Origin of the sequence: Amycolatopsis kentuckyensis, from assembly GCF_041679295.1 — a bacterium.
Lineage (GTDB): Bacteria > Actinomycetota > Actinomycetes > Mycobacteriales > Pseudonocardiaceae > Amycolatopsis > Amycolatopsis kentuckyensis_A.
In genome coordinates this window covers 425,747-445,030 of record NZ_JBGDMD010000005.1, presented here as the reverse complement: position 1 = coordinate 445,030, position 19,284 = coordinate 425,747, and the positions used below count along the sequence as shown (strand labels likewise).

The 19,284-nt window shown below is 72.4% G+C and carries 7 protein-coding genes and 1 pseudogene; all 8 read right to left on the bottom strand.

The window, feature by feature from the left end:
- Positions 1 to 67: 67 nt before the first annotated feature.
- Positions 68 to 11,435: pseudogene (locus ACERZO_RS23100) on the bottom strand (type I polyketide synthase); the annotation flags it as partial.
- 112 nt (positions 11,436 to 11,547) lie between these two features.
- Entirely contained in the window at positions 11,548 to 12,756 is a 1,209-nt protein-coding gene (locus ACERZO_RS23095) for a cytochrome P450 (protein ID WP_372666807.1), read from the bottom strand.
- The gene (locus ACERZO_RS23090) at positions 12,753 to 13,949 is read right to left on the bottom strand and encodes a macrolide family glycosyltransferase (RefSeq protein WP_372666806.1); all 1,197 of its coding nucleotides are present in this window, start codon (positions 13,947 to 13,949) and stop codon (positions 12,753 to 12,755) included. Before ACERZO_RS23090 ends, ACERZO_RS23095 begins: the two co-directional genes overlap by 4 nt.
- A gap of 8 nt (positions 13,950 to 13,957) precedes the next feature.
- Entirely contained in the window at positions 13,958 to 15,385 is a 1,428-nt protein-coding gene (locus ACERZO_RS23085) for a cation:proton antiporter domain-containing protein (RefSeq protein ID WP_372666805.1), read from the bottom strand.
- A gap of 90 nt (positions 15,386 to 15,475) precedes the next feature.
- The gene (locus ACERZO_RS23080) at positions 15,476 to 16,825 is read right to left on the bottom strand and encodes an NAD(P)/FAD-dependent oxidoreductase (RefSeq protein ID WP_372666804.1); all 1,350 of its coding nucleotides are present in this window, start codon (positions 16,823 to 16,825) and stop codon (positions 15,476 to 15,478) included.
- 30 nt (positions 16,826 to 16,855) lie between these two features.
- Entirely contained in the window at positions 16,856 to 17,128 is a 273-nt protein-coding gene (locus ACERZO_RS23075; RefSeq protein ID WP_372666803.1) for an acyl carrier protein, read from the bottom strand.
- Positions 17,129 to 17,172: 44 nt separating this feature from the next.
- Positions 17,173 to 17,793 carry a hypothetical protein gene (locus ACERZO_RS23070; RefSeq protein ID WP_372666802.1) on the bottom strand — a complete coding sequence of 207 codons (621 nt, stop codon included), beginning with the start codon at positions 17,791 to 17,793 and terminating at the stop codon, positions 17,173 to 17,175.
- A 109-nt stretch (positions 17,794 to 17,902) separates the two neighbouring features.
- Entirely contained in the window at positions 17,903 to 19,198 is a 1,296-nt protein-coding gene (aceA, locus tag ACERZO_RS23065) for an isocitrate lyase (RefSeq protein ID WP_372666801.1), read from the bottom strand.
- Positions 19,199 to 19,284: the final 86 nt, after the last annotated feature.

The following is a 19,284-nucleotide window of genomic DNA, read 5'->3' as shown; positions in this document are numbered from 1 at the left end:
TCGATCCGGTCCAGCTCGTCGGCCGCGGAGTCCGCGGCGAACAGCCCTTCGAGCACGTGCTTCGCGACGGCGTCGGGCGTCGGGTGGTCGAACACGAGCGTGGCGGGCAGCTTCAGCCCGGTCGCCGCGCCGAGCCGGTTGCGCAGGTCGAGCGCGGTCAGGGAGTCGAACCCGAGCTCCTTCAGCGTCTGCGTGGGCCGCACGGCATCCCGGCTCGCGAACCCGAGCACCGTCGCGACCTCGCCGCGGACCAGGTCGAGCACGACCCGCTCGCGTTCGTTCGCCGACGCCGTCTGCAGGCGCTTCGCCAGCTCGCTGCCGCTGTCCACAGGGGATTCTTGCCGCGCTTCGGGTAGCTCGCGCAGCAGCGGACGCGGCCGCGCCGCGGTGTAGAGCGGGGCGAACTTCGCCCAGTCGATGTCGGCGACGACGCTCGTCGGACCGCCGGTGTCGACCGCCGGCCGGATCGCGGTGACGGCCAGCTCGGGGCGCATCATCGGAACGCCCCGCCGTTCGAGCTGAGCGCCGACGTTCTCGTCCACCATGCCGCCGCCCGCCCAGGCGCCCCAGGCGATCGACGTCGCCGGTGCCCCGCGATCGCGCCGCTGGTGGGCCAGCGCGTCGAGGTACGCGTTCGCGGCGGCGTAGCCCGCCTGGCCCGCGTTGCCCCAGACACCGGCGCCGGAGGAGAACAGGACGAACGCGTCCAGGTCGCCGCACAGTTCGTCGAGGTGCTGGGCACCGCGCACCTTGGCTTCGGCCAGCTCGGCGAAGTCGGCCAGGGTCACGGCGGTGATCGGGCGTTCGACGTCCACCGCGCCCGCCGTGTGCACCACGGCGTTCACCGGCGGCAGCTCCGCGAGCAGCTCGCGCAGGGCGTCGCGGTCGGAGACATCGCAGGCCGCGACGGTCACCTTGGCTCCGAGCCCGGACAGCTCGCCGGTGAGGTCCGCGGCTCCCGGGGCGGCGTCGCCCTTGCGGCTCACGAGCACCAGGTGCTCGGCACCGTTCGCGGCGAGCCAGCGGGCCACGTGGCCGCCGAGCGCGCCGGTACCGCCGGTGACCAGTGCGGTGCCGCGGGGCCGCCAGCGGGCGGGCGGGGACGCCGCCGCGCGGACCAGCCGGCGGGCGAACACCCCCGAAGGCCGCAGGGCGACCTGGTCCTCGCCGTCGTGGCCGGTCAGCACGGCCGCGAGCCGGCCCGCGGTCGTGGCGTCGGTCGTCGGGGGCAGGTCGACGAGGCCGCCCCAGCGGTCCGGCTGGTCGAGCCCGAGGATGCCGCCGAGGCCCCACGCCATCGCCTGAGCCGGCCTGGTCAGCGGGTCGGTAGCGTCGATCGAGACGGCGCCGCGGGTGGCGAACCACAGCGGGGCGGCGATCCCGGCGTCGGCCAAGGCCTGCGTGAGCAGGACGTTGGCAGCGAGCCCGACCGTCAGCACGGGGTGTTCGGGATGTGGGTCGTCGTTCAGCGCCAGCAGGGAAACCACGCCGGTGGGCGGTGCTTCGGCGGCCAGCATGAGCGCCAGCTCGGCGCGGTCCTCGGTGGACACTTCGAGCACGCGGACGTCCGGCCCGAGCAGATCCTGGACTGCCAGGTCGGCAGGCACCACGGCCAGCCAGCCCGCGTCGAGGGTGGTGGCGCGCGGGGTGACCAAAGGGCTCCACCGGACGTCGTAGCGCAGGTCGTCCACAGCGGACCGGACGACCGCCGTCGCGGACCGCGGTTCGAGCCAGAACCGCTGCCGCTGGAACGGATACGTCGGCAACGGGACCGTGCGCTTCACCGGGTAGAGGACCGACCAGTCGACGTCGTGACCGTGCGTCCACAGCTGGCCCAGGGAGGTCAGGAACCGCCGGAGGTCGCCCGCGTTGCGGCGCAGGGTGCCGACGACGGCGGCGGAACCCGTCGTTTCGTCGAGGGTTTCCTCGATGCCGGCGCCGAGCACCGGGTGCGGGCTGACCTCGACGAAGAACCGGTGGCCGGCTTCTACGAGCGTCTTCGTGGCGTCGTGGAACCGGACGGGCTGACGCAGGTTGCGGTACCAGTACCCGGCGTCCAGTGCGCTCGTGTCGATCGGCGTGCCGGTGACGCCGGAGAGGTACGTGATCGCCGACGGCCGGGGGCGGACCGGGGCGAGGGCTTCGCGCAGCTCGGCCTCGATCGCCTCGACCGCGGCCGAATGGGAGGCGTAGTCCACCGGAATCCGGCGGACCCGCAGGTCACCCGCTTCGGCGAGCAGCGCTTCGATGGCGTCGGCTTCACCGGAGACGACGACCGAGCCCGGCCCGTTCACGGCGGCGAGGGAGATCCGGCCGTCGTACGGTGCCAGCAACGGCGTGATCTCGGCTTCCGGGGCGGCGATCCACGCCATCCCACCACGTCCGGCCAGGCCGGCCGCGATCGCCTTGCTGCGCAGGGCGACCACCCGGGCACCGTCCTCGAGCGACAGTCCACCTGCGACCACGGCGGCGGCGATCTCGCCCTGGGAATGGCCGACGACCGCGTCCGGGGTGACGCCGTGGGACTGCCAGAGCGCGGCGAGGGACACCATCACCGCCCACGACGCCGGCTGCACGACGTCGACCCGGTCCAAGGCTTCCGCGTCACCCAGGACGTCCGTCAGCGACCAGTCCACGTAGGGGGCCAACGCCGCCGCGCACTCCGCGATCCGCTCGGCGAAGACCGGCGACTCGTCGAGCAGGCCGGTCGCCATGCCCACCCACTGCGCACCCTGACCGGGGAAGACGAACACGGTCTCCCCGTCGATCGCGGTGGTCACCGGAGCCCCGGCGGCCAGCTCGCGCAGCCCGGCCAGGAGCTCGTCCCGGTCGCCGACGACCGCGGCCCGGTACTCGAACGCCGACCGGGTGCTCACAAGGGACCAGCCGACCTCGGCGACGCCGTGCCCGGTCTCCGCCAGCGCCGCCGCCTGCTCGCGGACGGCGGCTTCCGAACGGGCCGACAGAACCCACGTACCCAGCGTGTCCGGCAACACGTCCACAAGGGACTCTTCGGGTGCCTGCTCCAGGATCACGTGTGCGTTGGTGCCGCTGATGCCGAACGCCGACACGCCTGCGCGGCGCGGGGCGCCGGTCGCCGGCCACACCCGGTCCTCGGCCGTCAGCTCGACCACCCCGGCCGACCAGTCGACCTCCGCGGTGGGCTCGTCGAGGTGCAGCGTCCGCGGCAGCACGCCGTGGCGCATCGCCTCGACCACCTTGATCACGCCGGCGACCCCGGACGCGGTCTGCGTGTGCCCGAGGTTCGACTTCAGCGACCCCACCAGCAACGGCCGTTCGCGGTCCGGGCCGTACGCGGCGATCAGCGCCTGCGCCTCGATCGGGTCGCCCAGCGGGGTGCCGGTCCCGTGCGCCTCCACGACGTCCACTTCGGACGGTCGCAGACCGGCACTGGCCAATGCGGCCCGGATCACCCGCTGCTGGGACCCGCCGTTCGGCGCGGTCAGGCCGTTCGACGCGCCGTCGGAGTTGATCGCCGACCCGCGCAGCACCGCCAGCACCGGGTGCCCGTGGCGGCGCGCGTCGGACAGCCGCTCCACCAGCAGGACGCCGACGCCCTCGGCGAGGGCGAACCCGTCGGCGGCGGCGGCGAACGGCTTGCAGCGGCCGTCGGGCGCGAGCCCGCGCTGACGGCTGAAGCCGAGGAACTGGCTCGGCGTCGACATCACCATCGACGCGCCGGCCAGCGCCATCGAGCACTCGCCCGCGCGCAGCGACTGGGCCGCGAGGTGCAGGGCGACCAGCGACGACGAGCACGCCGTGTCGACCGTGACGGCCGGGCCTTCGAGGCCGAGGACGTAGGCGATCCGGCCGGAGGCGACGCTGGACACCGCGCCGGTGACCAGGTAGTCCTCGCCCTCGGTGCCGCCGGAGCCGTAGGCCTGGTCGGTCAGGCCGACGAACACGCCGGCCGGGGTGCCGGACAGCGTCGCCGGGTCGATGCCGGCGCGTTCGAACACCTCCCAGCAGACCTCCAGGAGCAGCCGCTGCTGCGGGTCCATGGCCAGGGCTTCCCGCGGGGAGATCCCGAAGAACGCCGGGTCGAACCCGGTGGCGCCGTCGAGGAACCCGCCGTGCCGGGCGTAGGTGGTGCCCGGCCGGCTCGCGTCGGCGTCGTAGAGCGCGCCGAGGTCCCAGCCGCGGTCGGCGGGCAGGCCGGAGATCGCGTCGACGCCGCCGGCCAGCAACGTCCACAGCTCTTCGGGCGAGGTGACGCCGCCGGGGAAACGGCAGCCCATCGCGACGATGGCGATCGGGTCGTCCGCGACGACCCGCACCTCGTCCACTGTGGACTCCGGGGTGACTTCGGCCAGGAGGTACTCGGTCAGCTTCGCGACCGTGGGGTGGTCGAACACCAACGTGCTCGGCAGTTTCAGGCCGGTCGCCGCGGTCAGCCGGTTGCGCAGCTCGACCGCGGTGAGCGAGTCGAAACCGAGGTCCTTGAACGCGCGCCGGACGTCGACGGCCTCCGGGCTCGCGTGCCCGAGCGCGGCCGCGACCTGCTGCCGGACCACAGTGGACACCAGCTTCTCGCGCTCCGGACCGGAGTGACCCGCGAGCCAGCGGGACGCGGCCGCGGGCTCTTCGCCGGCGTGCGCTTCGGGCCGCTCGGCGAGCAGCGGGCTCGGCCGGACGGCGGTGAAGACCTCCGCGAACACCGGCCAGTCGATCTCGGCCAGCGCGACGAACGTCTCGTCGTGGTCCAGCGCCTGGCCGAGGCCCGCGAGCGCGGGTTCGGGCTGGATGACGGGCACACCGCGGCGGGCGAGGACGTCGTGCAGGCTTTCGGCGATCATGCCGCCGCCGGCCCACGGGCCCCAGGCCACCGACAGCGCGGTCCGGCCGAGCGCGCGGCGGCGTTCGGCGAGGGCGTCGAGGTAGGCGTTGGACGCGGCGTAGGCGGCGTGGTCGGCGACGCCCCAGACCCCGGAGATCGAGGAGAACAGCACGAAGGCGTCCAGCTCGCGGTCGCCGAGCAGGTCGTCGAGGTGCCGCGCGCCGAGCACCTTGGCCCGCAGGACGTCGGCGATCGCGTCGGGGTCGGTGTCCGCGATCGCGGCGAGCGTCCCGACGCCCGCCGCGTGGACGACCGTGCGGAGATCGTCAATGCCGTCGAGGAGTTCACGGACGGCGGCCACGTCGGCGACGTCGCAGGCCACGACGCTGATCCGCGTGCCCAGCTCCGCTTGCAGTTCGGCCACGCCGGGCGCGTCGGCGCCGCGGCGGCCGGTGAGGACGACGTGCTCGGCCCCGCGGGCGACGAGCCACCGGGCGAGGTGCCGGCCCAGCGCGCCGGTGCCGCCGGTGACCAACGCCGTGCCGCGCGTTTCCCAGGTCCGTTCCGGCGCCTTGCGCAGGGCGGCCGGAACCAGGCGGCGGACGAACACGCCGGACGGCCGGATCGCGACCTGGTCCTCCGCGCCCGCCAGCACCGCGGACAGACGTTCGAGGATTTCCCCGTCCCACGTCTCGGGCAGGTCCACGAGCCCGCCCCAGCGGCTTGAGTGCTCCAGCGCCGCGACCCGGCCGAAGCCCCAGACCGCGGCCTGCGCCGGGTTCGGCGCCGGGCCGTTGTCGAGCGGGGCGACCGCGCCGCTGGTCAGGCACCACAGGGGTGCGTCGATGCCGGCGTCCCCGAGGGCCTGGACCAGGACGGCCGCGCGGGTGACCGCGCCGATCGGGTCGTCGTCGAGGGCGGGCACGGCGAGCACGCCGTCGGGAGCCAGTCCGGTCAGCTTCTCGGCGAGGGTCGCGCGGTCGCCGGTGTCGAGCACCTCGACCAGGTCGGCGCCGAGTCCGTCGAGGGCGCCGGGAGTGGGCGTGACGACGAGCCAGGTGCCGGTCAGCGGTGCGGCGGCAGGCTCGGGCAAGGCGCGCCAGGCGATGCGGTGGCGCCAGCCCTTCGGGTCCCCGTTGTCGTCGGTGGGCTTGGTCGCCGGTTCGAGCCAGAAATGCTGCCGCTGGAACGGATAAGTCGGCAGGCTCACCGTGCGCCGGTGCGGGTGGAGGGGCGACCAGTCGACGTCGTGGCCGTGCGCCCACAGCTGGGCGGCCGACAGCAGGAACCGGCGGAGACCGCCCTCGTTCCGGCGCAGCGTCCCGACGACGGCCGCGTCCAGGGTGTCCTGGAGCGCGCCGCCGAGCACCGGGTGCGGGCTGACCTCGACGAAGAACCGGTGCCCGCGGCCGGCGAGCACGTCGGCGGTCTCGTGGAACAGCACCGGCTGCCGCAGGTTGCGGTACCAGTACCCGGCGTCGAGGGTCGCGGTGTCGACGGGCTCGGCGGTGACGGTCGAGTAGAACGGGATTTCGCCGGTCCGCGGCCGGATCGGGGCGAGGACCTCGCGCAGCTCGGCTTCGATCGCTTCCACGTGCGCCGAGTGGGACGCGTAGTCCACGGGGATCAGCCGGGCGCGGAGGCCTTCGCTTTCGCAGCGCGCAACCAGATCCTGCAACGCGGCGGGGTCACCGGCGACGACGGTCGACGACGGGCTGTTGAACGCCGCGATGGAGATCCGGTCGTCGAGCAGGGCTTCCACGCGCTCGGCGTCGGCCGCGATCGAAGCCATGCCGCCCTTACCGGCCAGTCCGGCCGCGATCGCCTTGCTGCGCAGGGCGACCACGCGAGCACCATCCTCAAGCGACAGTCCACCCGCGACCACGGCGGCGGCGATCTCACCCTGGGAGTGGCCGACGACCGCGTCCGGCGTGACGCCGTAGGACTGCCAGAGCGCCGCCAGCGACACCATCACCGCCCACGACAGCGGCTGCACCACGTCGACCCGGTCCAGGTCCCCGTCGCGCAGCGAGAAGTCCACAAAGGACGCCAAGGCGGCCTCGCACTCGGCGAACCGCGCGGCGAAGACCGGCGACTCGTCGAGCAAGCTCGCGGCCATCCCGGCCCACTGCGCCCCCTGGCCCGGGAACACGAAGACGGTGCGTCCGGCGGGACCGGTGACGCCGGTGACCACGGACGCGCCCGGCGTCCCGGCGGCGATCTCGCGCAGGCCGGTCCGCAGTTCGGCGCGTTCGCCGACCACCGCGGCCCGGTGCTCGAAGGCGGTCCGCGTCGTCGCGAGGGACCAGCCGACCTCGGCAACGCCGTGCTCGGTGCCGGTCAACGCCGACGCCTGGTCCGCCAGTGCACTCTCGGAGCGTCCGGACAGGACCCACACGCCCAGGGAATCCTCAGTAGCGGGGGCCGGGGCGGCTTCGGGGACCTGCTCGACGATGACGTGCGCGTTGGTGCCGCTGATGCCGAACGAGGAAATCCCGGCCCGGCGGGGTGCGCCGGTCTCCGGCCACGGCTGCTCCGTCGCGGCCAGGGTCACGGAGCCGGCGGACCAGTCGATCCGCGGGCTGGGTTCGGCGGCGTGCAGGGTCCGCGGGACGACGCCGTGGCGCAGGGCCTGGACCATCTTGATCACACCGCCGATGCCCGCGGCGGCCTGCGTGTGCCCGAGGTTCGACTTCAGCGAGCCGAGCAGCAGCGGCCGTTCGCGGTCCTGGCCGTAGGTGGCGATGAGCGCCTGGGCTTCGATCGGGTCGCCCAGCGGGGTGCCGGTACCGTGCGCCTCGACGACGTCCACATCGGACGGTGCCATTCCGGCGTCGGCGAGCGCGGCGCGGATCACGCGTTGCTGGGACGGGCCGTTGGGGGCGGTCAGGCCGTTGGACGCGCCGTCGGAGTTGACCGCCGTGCCGCGGACGACGGCGAGCACCGGGTGGCCGTGGCGGCGCGCGTCGGACAGCCGTTCCACGACCACGACACCGGCGCCTTCGGCCCAGCCCGTGCCGTCGGCGTCGGCCGAGAACGCCCGGCAGCGGCCGTCCCGGGAGAGGCCGCGCTGGCGGCTGAACTCGACGAGCATCCCGGGACTGGCCATCACGGCCGCGCCACCGGCCAGTGCGAGGGTGCACTCCCCCGCCAGCAGCGCGCGCACGGCGAGGTGCAGGGCGACCAGCGAAGACGAGCAGGCGGTGTCGACGGTCAGTGCCGGACCTTCCAGCCCGAGGACGTAAGCGAGCCGGCCCGACGCGACGCTGCCGGTGGTGCCGGTGAGCAAGTGCCCGCCTTCGCCGCCTTCGGACAGGCGCGGGCCGTACTCGGAGTTGGTGGCGCCGATGTAGACGCCGGTGCGGCTGCCCTTGAGGGACGCCGGGTCGATGCCCGCGTGCTCGAACGCCTCCCAGGCGGTTTCGAGGAGTAGCCGTTGCTGCGGGTCCATGGCCAGGGCTTCGCGGGGTGAGATGCCGAAGAAGTCCGCGTCGAAATCGGCGACTTCGGCGAGGAAGCCGCCGTGGCGCGCGTAGGACGTGCCCGCCTTGGCCGGGTCGGGGTCGTAGAGCGCGTCGAGGTCCCAGCCGCGGTCGGTGGGGAGGCCCCCGATGACGTCCCGGCCTTCGGCGACGAGGTCCCACAGGTCGTCGGCCGAGCGCACGCCACCCGGGTAGCGGCAGCTCATGGCGACGATGGCGATCGGCTCGTCGGCGCGGGTGGTGCCTTCGGAGCGGGTTTCGGCAGCGCCCGCCAGCATCGCGGCGAGCCGGGCGGGCGTCGGGTGGTCGAACACCGCCGTGGCCGGGATCTTGCGGCCGGTCGCGGTGGACAGGCGCTCGCACAGCTCGACGCCGATGATCGAGTCGAAGCCGACGTCCTTGAACGACGCCGTGGGGTCGATCGCGGCCGGGCCGGGGTGACCGAGGACCAGCGCGGTGTGGACGCGGACGGTTTCGAGGAGGTCCTGGGGCGGCTGGGTGCCTGCGTCCGGGCGGGCCTCCGCCCCCCGGTCTCCAGTGTATCGGGGGGTACCGACAGTTCCGGCGGCTCCGGTGGCCTCGGCCGGGGCCGCGTCGAGCCAGAAGCGCTCGCGCTGGAAGGCGTACGTCGGCAGGTCGACTCGCTGTCCGCCGGGGAAAGTCCAGTCGACGCCGCCGCCGCGGGTCCACAGCTCGGCGACCGACTTCGTGAACCGGGCCGGGCCGCCTTCGCCGCGGCGGAGCGTGCCGACCGCGGCGGCCGGGCGGTCGTGGTCGGCCGCCGTCGCCAGGATGCCGCCGGCCAGGACCGGGTGGGGGCTGACCTCGGCGAACACGCCGATGCCCGCGTCCAGCGCCGCGCGCACCGCCGGGTCGAACAGCACCGGCCGCCGCAGGTTCGCGAACCAGTGGTCCGCGTCGAGGCGTTCGGTGTCGAGCCGGCCGCCCGCGGTCGACGAGTAGAACGGGATCGCCGAGGCCCGCGGCCGGATTCCGGCGATCAGCCGCAGCAGCTCGTCCTTCAACGGCTCGGCCTGTGCGGAGTGGGACGCGTAGGCGATCGCGATCCGGCGGGTGCGCACCTCGCGGGCGGTCAGCTCGGCCTGCAGCTCGTCGAGGGCGTCGAGGTCGCCGGACACCGCCGTGGTCGCGGGGCCGTTGACCGCGCCGACCGACAGCCGGCCGGAGTACGCCATGAGCAGCTCGGTCACCTCCGCGACCGGCAGGTCGACCGACAGCATGCCGCCGTGGCCGGCCATCCGGTCGGCCAGCAGCTTCGCCCGGAGCGCGACGATCCGCGCCGCGTCTTCCAGCGACAGCGCGTCGGCGACGACCGCGGCCGCCAGCTCGCCTTGGCTGTGCCCGAGTACGGCCGCGGGCTCGACCCCGCGCGCTCGCCACTCCGCGGCCAGGGACACCGCGACCGACCAGAACACCGGCTGCAGCACGTCGGTGCGCTCGAGGGAGGGCGTCCCGTGGCGGAGGACGTCGACGACGTCCCAGTCGAGGTGCGGTGCGAGTGCCGCCGCGCACTCGGCCAGCCGCGCGGCGAACACCGGCGACGCGTCGAGCAGTTCGGCGGCCATCCCGGCCCACTGCCCGCCCTGGCCGGGGAACACGAAGACCACGCGGTCGTCGCTCGTGGCCGCGACGCCTTGGGTGACGCCCAGTCCGTCCGCTACCGCGCGCAACCCGTCCCGGCTGTCGACGACCGCTCGGTGCTCGAACGCCGTGCGGTGGGCCGCCAGCGTCCAGCCGATGTCCACAGGGGACAGTATCGGATGTTCGTCCACATGCGACAGCAGCCGCGCCGCCTGTGCTTGCAGCGCCGGGGCGGTGCGGGCCGAGAGCAGCCAGGGCGCCGCCGCGTCCGGCACCGCACGGGGAGCGACGGGCTCGGCCGCTTCGAGGACGACGTGGGCGTTCGTCCCACCCATGCCGAACGAGCTGACTCCGGCGATCCGGCGCCCGTCCCAGCCCGTCGGCTCGGCCACCACCCGCAACTTCAGTTCGTCCAGGGGGATCGCCGGGTTCGGCGTCGAGAAGTTGAGGCTCGCGGGCAACGTGGCGTGCCGGACCGCGAGAACCGCCTTGAGCAGCCCGGCGATCCCCGCCGCGCCCTCCAGGTGACCGATGTTCGTCTTGACCGAGCCGACCGGCAGCGGCTCGGTGCGCCCGGCGGCGAAGACCCGGCCCAGCGCGGCCGCTTCGACCGGGTCGCCGACCTTCGTGCCGGTGCCGTGCAGCTCGACGTACCCCACCGCGGACGGCTCGATTCCGGCGTCGGCGTGGGCGCCTCGGACCGCGGCCGCTTGGGCGTCGGCGTCCGGGACCGTCAGGCCGTCGCCGGCGCCGTCGTTGTTCACCGCGGTCCCGCGGATGACGCAGAGGATCTCGTCGCCATCGGCCTGGGCTCGCGACAGCGTCTTGAGGACGACGAGCCCACCGCCCTCGCCGCGCACGAACCCGTTGGCGCGGGCGTCGAAGGTGAAACACTGCCCGTCCGGGGAAAGGCCGCCGAAGCGAGCCGTCGTGACGGCGTTGTCCGGCGCGAAGATCAGGTTGACCCCGCCGGCGAGCGCGACCGGGCATTCGCCGCGGCGCAGGCTCTGCACCGCCAGGTGGACGGCGACGAGTGATGACGACTGTCCGGAGTCGACGGTGAAGCTCGGGCCGTGCGCGCCGAGGAAGTGGGAGACGCGGTTGCCGAGCAGGCTGCGGTGCACGCCGGTGATGGTGTGGTGGCCGATGGCCTGCGCGTCGCTCGCGTGCACGAGCGCGGCGTAGTCGTCCCACATCGCGCCGACGAACACGCCCGCGGCGCTCCCGCCGAGGCTCGCGGGCACGATTCCCGCGTGCTCCAACGCTTCCCACGCCAGTTCCAGAACCAGCCGCTGCTGCGGGTCCATCGCGGCGGCCTCGCGCGGCGAGATGCCGAAGAAGGCGGCGTCGAAGCGGTCGACCGCGTCGAGGAACCCACCGTGGCGGACCCCGGTTTCCCCGGCGTCCCAGCGGCCGGCGGGAACCTCGGTGATCGCGCTGCGGCCGTCGCTCAGCAGCCGCCAGAACGCGTCGGGACCGTCCGCGCCGGGGAGGCGGCAGGACAGCCCGACCACGGCGACCGGCTCGCCCGGAGTGCTCGCAAAACCCGTCATCTCACGCTCCATCGGCGGGCGGCTTCCTTCCTGTGACGGCTGCTCGGGCGTCCACGGCAACACAGGCGCGGCAACGCTGTCCACGACGGACAGGTGAGGTCTAGTGCGGTGCCTAAAGGACTCGGCGCGCCCAGGTGACGGGAAGGGCGTGGACTCCGTAGTGGAGCATGTCGTCGCGCAGCGGGACCTGGTCCGCCGGCACCGCGAGCCGAAGGCTCGGGAAGCGCTCGAACAGCGCCCGGAAGCCCACCTGCATCGTGAACCGGGCCAGGTGCTGGCCGATGCACTGGTGCACGCCGTGGCCGAACGCGACGTGGCCCTGGGTCACGCGGCCGACGTCGAGCCGGTCGGGGTCCGGGAAGCGCTCGGGGTCGCGGTTGGCCGCCGGCAGCGCGACGACCACCGTCTCGCCTTCGCGGATCACGTGCTCCCCCAGTTCGACGTCCGCCAGCGCCGCTCGGCTCGCGCCGAGGTGCGAGACCGTCAGGTAGCGCAGCAGCTCCTCGACGGCGTTGGGCCACAGACCCGGCTCGGCCTGCAGCCGCTCCAGCTGCGAGCGGTGCTCGAACAGCGCGAAGGTGCCCAGCGCCAGCATGTTCGTCGTGGTGTCGAAGCCGCCGCCGACGAGCGCCCACGCGAGGTTGACCAGCTCCGGCCGGTCGAGTTCGCCGGTGCTCGCCAGCTCGCCGAGCAGGTCGTCGCCGGGGTCGTCGAAGGCCGCGTCGACGAGCCGCTCCAGGGTGCCGCCGACGACGGTGACCGCGGCGATCAGCTCCTCCAGGGTGTACCGCATGCGGGCCACGACGTTCAGGTGCTGCAGCAGCTCTTCGCGGTCCGCCTCCGGGACACCGACCAGCTCGCACATCAGCCGGGTGGCCAGCGGCTCGGCGTACGCGGTGACCAGCTCGGCTTCCGTGCCGCGCGCGGCCATCACGTCGAGCAGCCCGCCGGCGATGCGCTCGGCGGCCGGGACCAGTTCCCGGGTGCGCCGCACGGTGAAGTACTTCGCGATCAGCTTCCGGTAGCGCGCGTGATCGGCGCCGTCCATCTTCGGGAACGCGCCGGGCGCGGCCGGTTCCGGCTCGTAGGTGTCCATCGGGAACGGCGGCGGCACGGCGAGCGCGACGAGGTCGTTGCGGTGGCTGAACCGGGCGTCCGACAGCACCGCGCGGACGTCCGACAGCTTGGTCACCAGCCAGCCCGTGGCCGGCCCGGGACTGGCCTCGAACGCGAGCGGGCTGACTCCCGGCAGCGTCCGGTACTCGTCGGGCGGGTCGAACGGGCAGCTGCGCTTGACGGGCAGCGAAAACGGCTCGGTCACTTCCGGCTCCCTCCGGGCGGGGACGCGACCCGCGCCTCGATTTCGGCGGCGGCGCGGACCGCCCCGCCGGCGGCGTGCACCTCACGCCGCATCAGGTCGACGCGCCGGCGCACGGCGTCGTCGCGGTCGACGGCGAGCACCGCGTCGCGGATGCTCCCGGCGGTCACCGTGTCCTTGTCCAAGGAGACGCCGAGGCCGAGCCGCCGGATCTGCCGGGCGTTGATGTGCTGCTCCGGGTGGTGCGGCACGGCGATCACGGGGACACCGAAGTACAGCGCTTCCATCAGGCTGCCCATCCCGCCCTGGCAGAGGAACACCGAGCAGTGCGGCAGGACGTCGGGGTGCGCGACCCAGCGGTGGGCCTCCACATTGGACGGCAGCGGGCCCAGCGTGGCCGGGTCCACCCGCTTCCCGAGCGTGAGCACCACCTGCCACGGCAGGTCCGCGAACGCCTCGGCGCAGGTGCGGAAGAACTCCGGGCGGTCGTTGACAGTCGTGCCCAGGGTGATCAGCACGACCGGCCGGCCGTCGGCGGGCGGCGTCCACGAACCGGCGGGCTCGCCGACCGAGGGGCCGACGAAGGCGAACCGCTCGTCGAACGTCTGCCCGGCCGGTTGGAACGCGCGGGGCAGGAACACGAGCGTGAACTCGTCGCCGCCGGTGAAGAACTCCTCCAGGGTCAGCGCCCCGAGGCCGTGCCCGGCCAGGTGCTCGCCGAGCCGCGTGACGAACCGCGTGATCGCCGGGTGCGCCGGGTCGACCGCCTCGCCGAAGGTCTGGTTCTCCTTCGTCAGCGAGAAGTGCTCGTTCGACGCGGCCGTGGCCGACAGCTGGACGGTGGGCAGGTTCGCCTTCCGGGCCAGCAGCCGCCCGGGCGCCCACAACGTCGTGTCGTAGACGAGCAAGTCCGGTGTGGACAGCCGCTCCACGGCCGGCAGCACGGCCATGCTCTGTTCGAGCAGGTCGAGCGGCGCCCGCGCGGCCTCATCGGCGTTGGTGATGTCCGGTTGCGCGGTGGACAGGTCGCAGCCGTAGTCCGCGGCGCGGGCGCCGGTCGCGGCGACCCGGTCCGCGAACTCCGCGGAGGTGAAGCAGGTGACCCGGTGGCCGCGGCGGACGAGCTCGGCGACCACCGGCAGCGCCGGCGTCATGTGCCCGTAGGCCGGGTAGGGCAGGAACGTGATGTCGGGCATGACCGCTCCTACGCGGCGGGAGCGGGTTCCGCGCGCCGGCGCTTGTAGCGCTCGATGAACGACAGGGCGGGCGAGGTGGCCACGGTGGTCACCAGCGTCATGATCACGAGCATCGCGAACATCGTCGGGCTGATCACCTTGAGGTCGAGCCCGATGTTCAGCACCGCCAGCTCGGTGAGGCCGCGGCAGTTCATCAACGCGCCCAGCGACCACGCGTCCCGCCTGCCGATGCCGGACAACCGCGCGGCGATCAGGCTCCCGCCCCACTTGCCCAGCATCGCCACCACGACGATCAGCGCCGTCCAGAGCCACAGCGAAGGGTCGGAGCCGATCAGGTCGAACTTCGTGCGGAGTCCGGTGTAGACGAAGAACAGCGGCAGCAGCAGCGTGACGGTCAGCGCGTGCATCTGGTCGGTCGCCTGGCGGATCGGCAGCGAACCGCGCGGCGTCACGGCGCCGAAGAGGAACGCGCCGAAGATCGGGTGGATGCCGATGGCGTTGGTGGCCAGTGCGGAGAGCAGCAACCCGGCCAGCAGCACGGACACCACCGCCGTCGTGGGCAACGCCTTCTGGCCCCGTTCGGTCGGCGCGAACAGCCGGCGCAGCAGCGGGCGCACGACGAACAGCATCAGCGCGAAGAACGCGATCGTGAGCCCCACGGTCAGCGCGGTCGCGGCCATCGAGGTCGCGCCGGCGATCGCGACGACGAGCGCCAGCAGGCACCACGCCGTGATGTCGTCGACGGCGGCGCAGCTCAGCGCCAGCGCGGCGATCGGCAGCTTCGTCATCTTGCGGTCGGTGATGATCCGGGCCAGCACGGGGAACGCCGTGATGCTCATCGAGATCGCCAGGAACAAGGCGAACGGCAGCCGCGAGACCCCGGCGCCGAGGCTCGGGTGGAGGACGAACGCGAGCAGCACCCCGGACAGGAACGGGATCGCCACGCTGACGTGGCTCACCAGCACCGCGGCCTTGCTGCGGCGGCGGACCAGCTCGACGTCGAGCTCGTAGCCGACCAGGAACATGAAGATGACCAGGCCGATCTGGGCGAACGTGTTGATCGTCGAGGCCAGGAAGTCGGGGAAGATCCAGTGGTAGGCCGCGGGCCACACCCAGCCGAGGAACGACGGCCCGAGCAGGATGCCGGCGAAGATCTCACCGATCACCGTCGGCTGCGCGAACCGCTTCGCGACCGCCGAAAGCAGCCGGCAGGCCAGGAAGATGACCGGCAGGGCGAACAGCAGCTTGGCCACCGGGTCGGCCGCGCCGCCGGTGTGCCCGGTCGGCGCGTGGCCGGCACCGCCGCCGGTGCGCAGCAGGAAGAAGGCGGCCACGACCGGCAGGACGACCATGGCCAGGTAGGAGATCCACGCGCGGCCCCGCGGCCCGGCGGGCGCGTCGGGCTCGGTGGTGGTGCGCTCGTCGAGCGATGACATGACTGACCTCTCCGATCACGCTGCCGGAAAAAAGGTCGTGAGTGAGAAACAGTGTCAGAACACTGTTTCTCACTCACGACCCGGGGATGGCTAGAACAGCGCCAGTGCCGAAGAAGAGGCCTTCAGGCTGCCGAGGTGCCCGTGCCACAGGTGCGTCGGGTCGGCCTCGACGGCGGCGACGTACTCCTTCATCGCCGTCAGCGCCGCCGGCTCCTCGGCGTCGTAGACGTCGCCCTGGAGCATCTGGATGACGTCCTTGCGGTAGCGGTCGTCGTCGATGAACGCGGTGAACAGCACGTTCAGCCGGTAGTACATCGAGATGAAGTCGTACCAGATGTTGACGCCCTTGCGGAGCGTGTTCACGTAGTTGTCGAACCGCTCGCGGCGGAAGTCGCCGGCCTGGTGCGCGGCGATGACGTCCTTGGCCGCCAGGCGCGCACTGTTCATCGCGACGCTCACGCCGCTGGAGAAGATCGGGTCGACGAAGCGGGCGGCATCGCCGATGAGCACCAGCGAGTCACCGGCGATCTGCTTCATGCCGTAGCTGTAGTCGCCCTCGGTCTTGAACTTCCGCACGCGCTTGGCGTTCTTCAGCGCGTCCAGCATCTCCGGCCGGGTGCCGACGGAGTTCCAGAAGAAGCCTTCGAGGTCGTCCTTGTGCTCCTTGAACTTCTCCTTCTGGGTGACGACGCCGATCGAGGTGATGGTCTCGGTGATCGGGATCTGCCAGACCCAGGTGTTCTCCTGCGGCAGGAAGTGCACGTGGATGTAGTCGGCGTCCTCGGGCCGGCGCGCCAGCGACGCGCGGTCCAGGCCCTCGAACCACGTGTGCACCGCGTACTGGTTGAAGACCTTGTCCGGCACCTTGACCTTCAGCTGCTGGCCCAGCAGCGTCTGCCGGCCGGACGCGTCGAGCACGACGCGGACGGCGACCTCGAGCTGCTGCTCGCCGATCTTGGCCTGCAGCACCGGCCGGTCGCGGTCGGTGAAGTCGACCCGGTTGACCCGGACGCCCTGGTAGACCTTGGCGCCGAGCTCCTCGGCGTGCTTGAGCAGCAGCGAGTCGAACTGGCCGCGGTCGACGTGCCAGGCGTAGACGCGGTCGACGCCGTCCTGGTCGCGCTCCTCGTAGGCGATCTCCGCCACGCCGAGGCCGTGCGAACCGGCGTCGAAGTCCAGCGTGCTGGTCGGGCGGGTGTCGGAGGAGGTCCACGCGGCCCCGTACTTGCGGGGGAACCCGGCGGCCTCGACCTTCCCGATGACGCCGATGTCGTGCATCACCGGGATGACCGCGGGGACGAGGGACTCGCCGACGTGCTCGCGGGGGAACGTCTCCCCCTCGAAGACGGCCACCGAAAGGCCGGCCTTGGCCAGGTAGGAAGCCGCCGTGGAGCCGGCCGGGCCGCCGCCGATGATGCCGACGTCGTAGTCGTAGGACACGGGTTCTCCGTTTCTGGGTCGGGAAGGGGGTCAGGCGACCGGCGCGCGCAGCGACGTCACCAGGTCGGCGATGCTTTCGATGTCCTTGAAGTGGCGGGCCACCATCTCCGTCGGCGGGACGCGCACGGAGAACTCCTCGCGGATGTAGGCGACCAGCCGGGTGGTTTCGATCGAGTTCAGCAGACCCCAGTCCAGCAACGGCGTGGTCGTGGTCAGCTCGCCCACGTCCTTCCCGTCCAGCAGGTGCTTCTCGACGAACTCAACGAGCTTTCGCGTGACGTCCACGCGCTCGTCGTCTGCCATGGTTCTTCCTCCAGTGACGGCACAGGTCCAGGTTCGCGGGCGGATCAGTCGGTGCCCGCGTCGTGCGTGGCCTTGTTGCGCGACCCGCGGCGCGGGCGCTCGAGCAGTACGGTCTCGGCGTTGATGTGCTTGCGCGGGGCGAAGGCGACGTAACGGCCGCCGGACATCTTGGCCTTGAAGTTCTTCATCCAGCCGTGGTGCCCGAAGTTGCCGAACTTGTCGAAGCCGACCAGCGAGATCCCGCTGCGGTCGTAGTGCCCGCCGACGAGCAGGCACCACTGGCGGTAGTCCGGGTATTCGTTGGTCAGGTGGCGGTAGGTGAGCACGAAGGCGAGGTAGCGGCGGAAGTCCATCCCGTCGAGACCCTCTTCGTCGTAGACGCGGGAAATCGCCTGGGTGCTCTGGCCGAGCATTTCCGGGATCGGCGAGGCCGAGCAGACGAGCCAGTGCGACTCGTCGGTCATCGGGCTCTTGATCATGTTCTGCTCGACTTCCCAGCGGAAGTTGGTGTTGAGCTTCCCGGTCTCGATCATCTGCGCCTCGGAGATCTCCTGGGGCACGTAGATGAGCATTTCGTTGGTGGTCTCTAGCTCGTCGATCTCGGCCTGCGTGAACGGGCAGGGCTTCACGGCGATTTCAGTGGTCCCATAGACTCCGTAAACCATGTCTTCGAGGTTCTCGGGCATGCGCATGAGCGACCGTCCTGAATTCCATTTATCGCGTGGCTGGATGTGGCGTCGATTGGTTTTAGCACGGAGCCGACTGGGGAAATGCTCAGTAGAACTGCGACTTCTCGGTGGAGTCCATCAGCGCGACGGTGTTGCTCGACGGGTTCACGACCGTGCTCACCAGGTCGAAGTAGCCGGTACCCACCTCACGCTGGTGGCGCGTCGCCGTGTAGCCGGCCGCCTCGGCGGCGAATTCGCGCTCCTGCAGCTCGACGTAAGCCGTCATGCCTTCTTCGGCGTAGTCGCGGGCCAGCGCGAACATCGAATGGTTCAGCGCGTGGAAGCCGGCGAGCGTGATGAACTGGAACTTGTAGCCCATGTGCCCCAGTTCGCGCTGGAACTTCGCGATCGTCGCGTCGTCGAGGTGCTGCTTCCAGTTGAACGACGGCGAGCAGTTGTAGGCCAGCAGCTGATCGGGGTACTCGGCCTTGATCGCCTCGGCGAACCGGCGGGCGACCTCCAGGTCCGGTTTGGACGTTTCCATCCACAGTAGATCCGCGTACGGCGCGTAAGCCAGGCCGCGGGCGACGCACGGCTCGATGCCGCCGCGGACGCGGTGGTAGCCCTCGGGCGTGCGCTCGCCGGTCAGGAACGGCTTGTCCCGGTCGTCGACGTCGCTGGTGATGAGGTTCGCGGCCTGCGCGTCGGTGCGGGCGATGACGAGGCTCGGGACGTCGCAGACGTCGGCGGCCAGCCGCGCGGCCTGCAGCGTGCGGACGTGCTGGCTGGTCGGAATGAGCACCTTGCCGCCGAGGTGACCGCACTTCTTCTCCGCGGCCAGCTGGTCTTCCCAGTGCACGCCGGCGGCGCCGCCGGTGATCATGCCCTTCATCAGCTCGAACGCGTTGAGCACGCCGCCGAAGCCCGCCTCGGCGTCCGCGACGATCGGTGCCAGCCAGTGCGGCGCGTCCTCTTCGTCCTCGGCCCAGCTGATCTGGTCGGCGCGCAGCAGCGCGTTGTTGATCCGGCGCACGACCTGCGGCACCGAGTTGGCCGGGTACAGGCTCTGGTCCGGGTAGGTGTGGCCGGACAGGTTCGCGTCGGCGGCGACCTGCCAGCCGGAGAGGTAGATGGCCTTGAGGCCGGCGCGCACCTGCTGCACGGCCTGGTTGCCGGTCAGCGCGCCCAGCGCGTGGACGTAGTCCTCGCTCTGCAGGAGGCTCCACAGCCGCTCCGCTCCCAGCCGGGCCAGCGTGTGCTCTTCGGTCACGCTGCCGCGCAGCCGCAGGACGTCCTCGGCGGAGTAGTCCCGGCGGACTCCGCGCCACCGTGGGTCCTCGGCCCAGGACCGGGCCAGGTCGGCCGCCGCGGCTTCGCGGGGCGGCGCTGCGGTTACGGTCATGTCGTTCTCCTGACGTACGACGACGCGCGGCTTCGTGGACGAACCCATTTAGCACCGCGCGACCCCCGCCGAGCGCCACCCCGGAG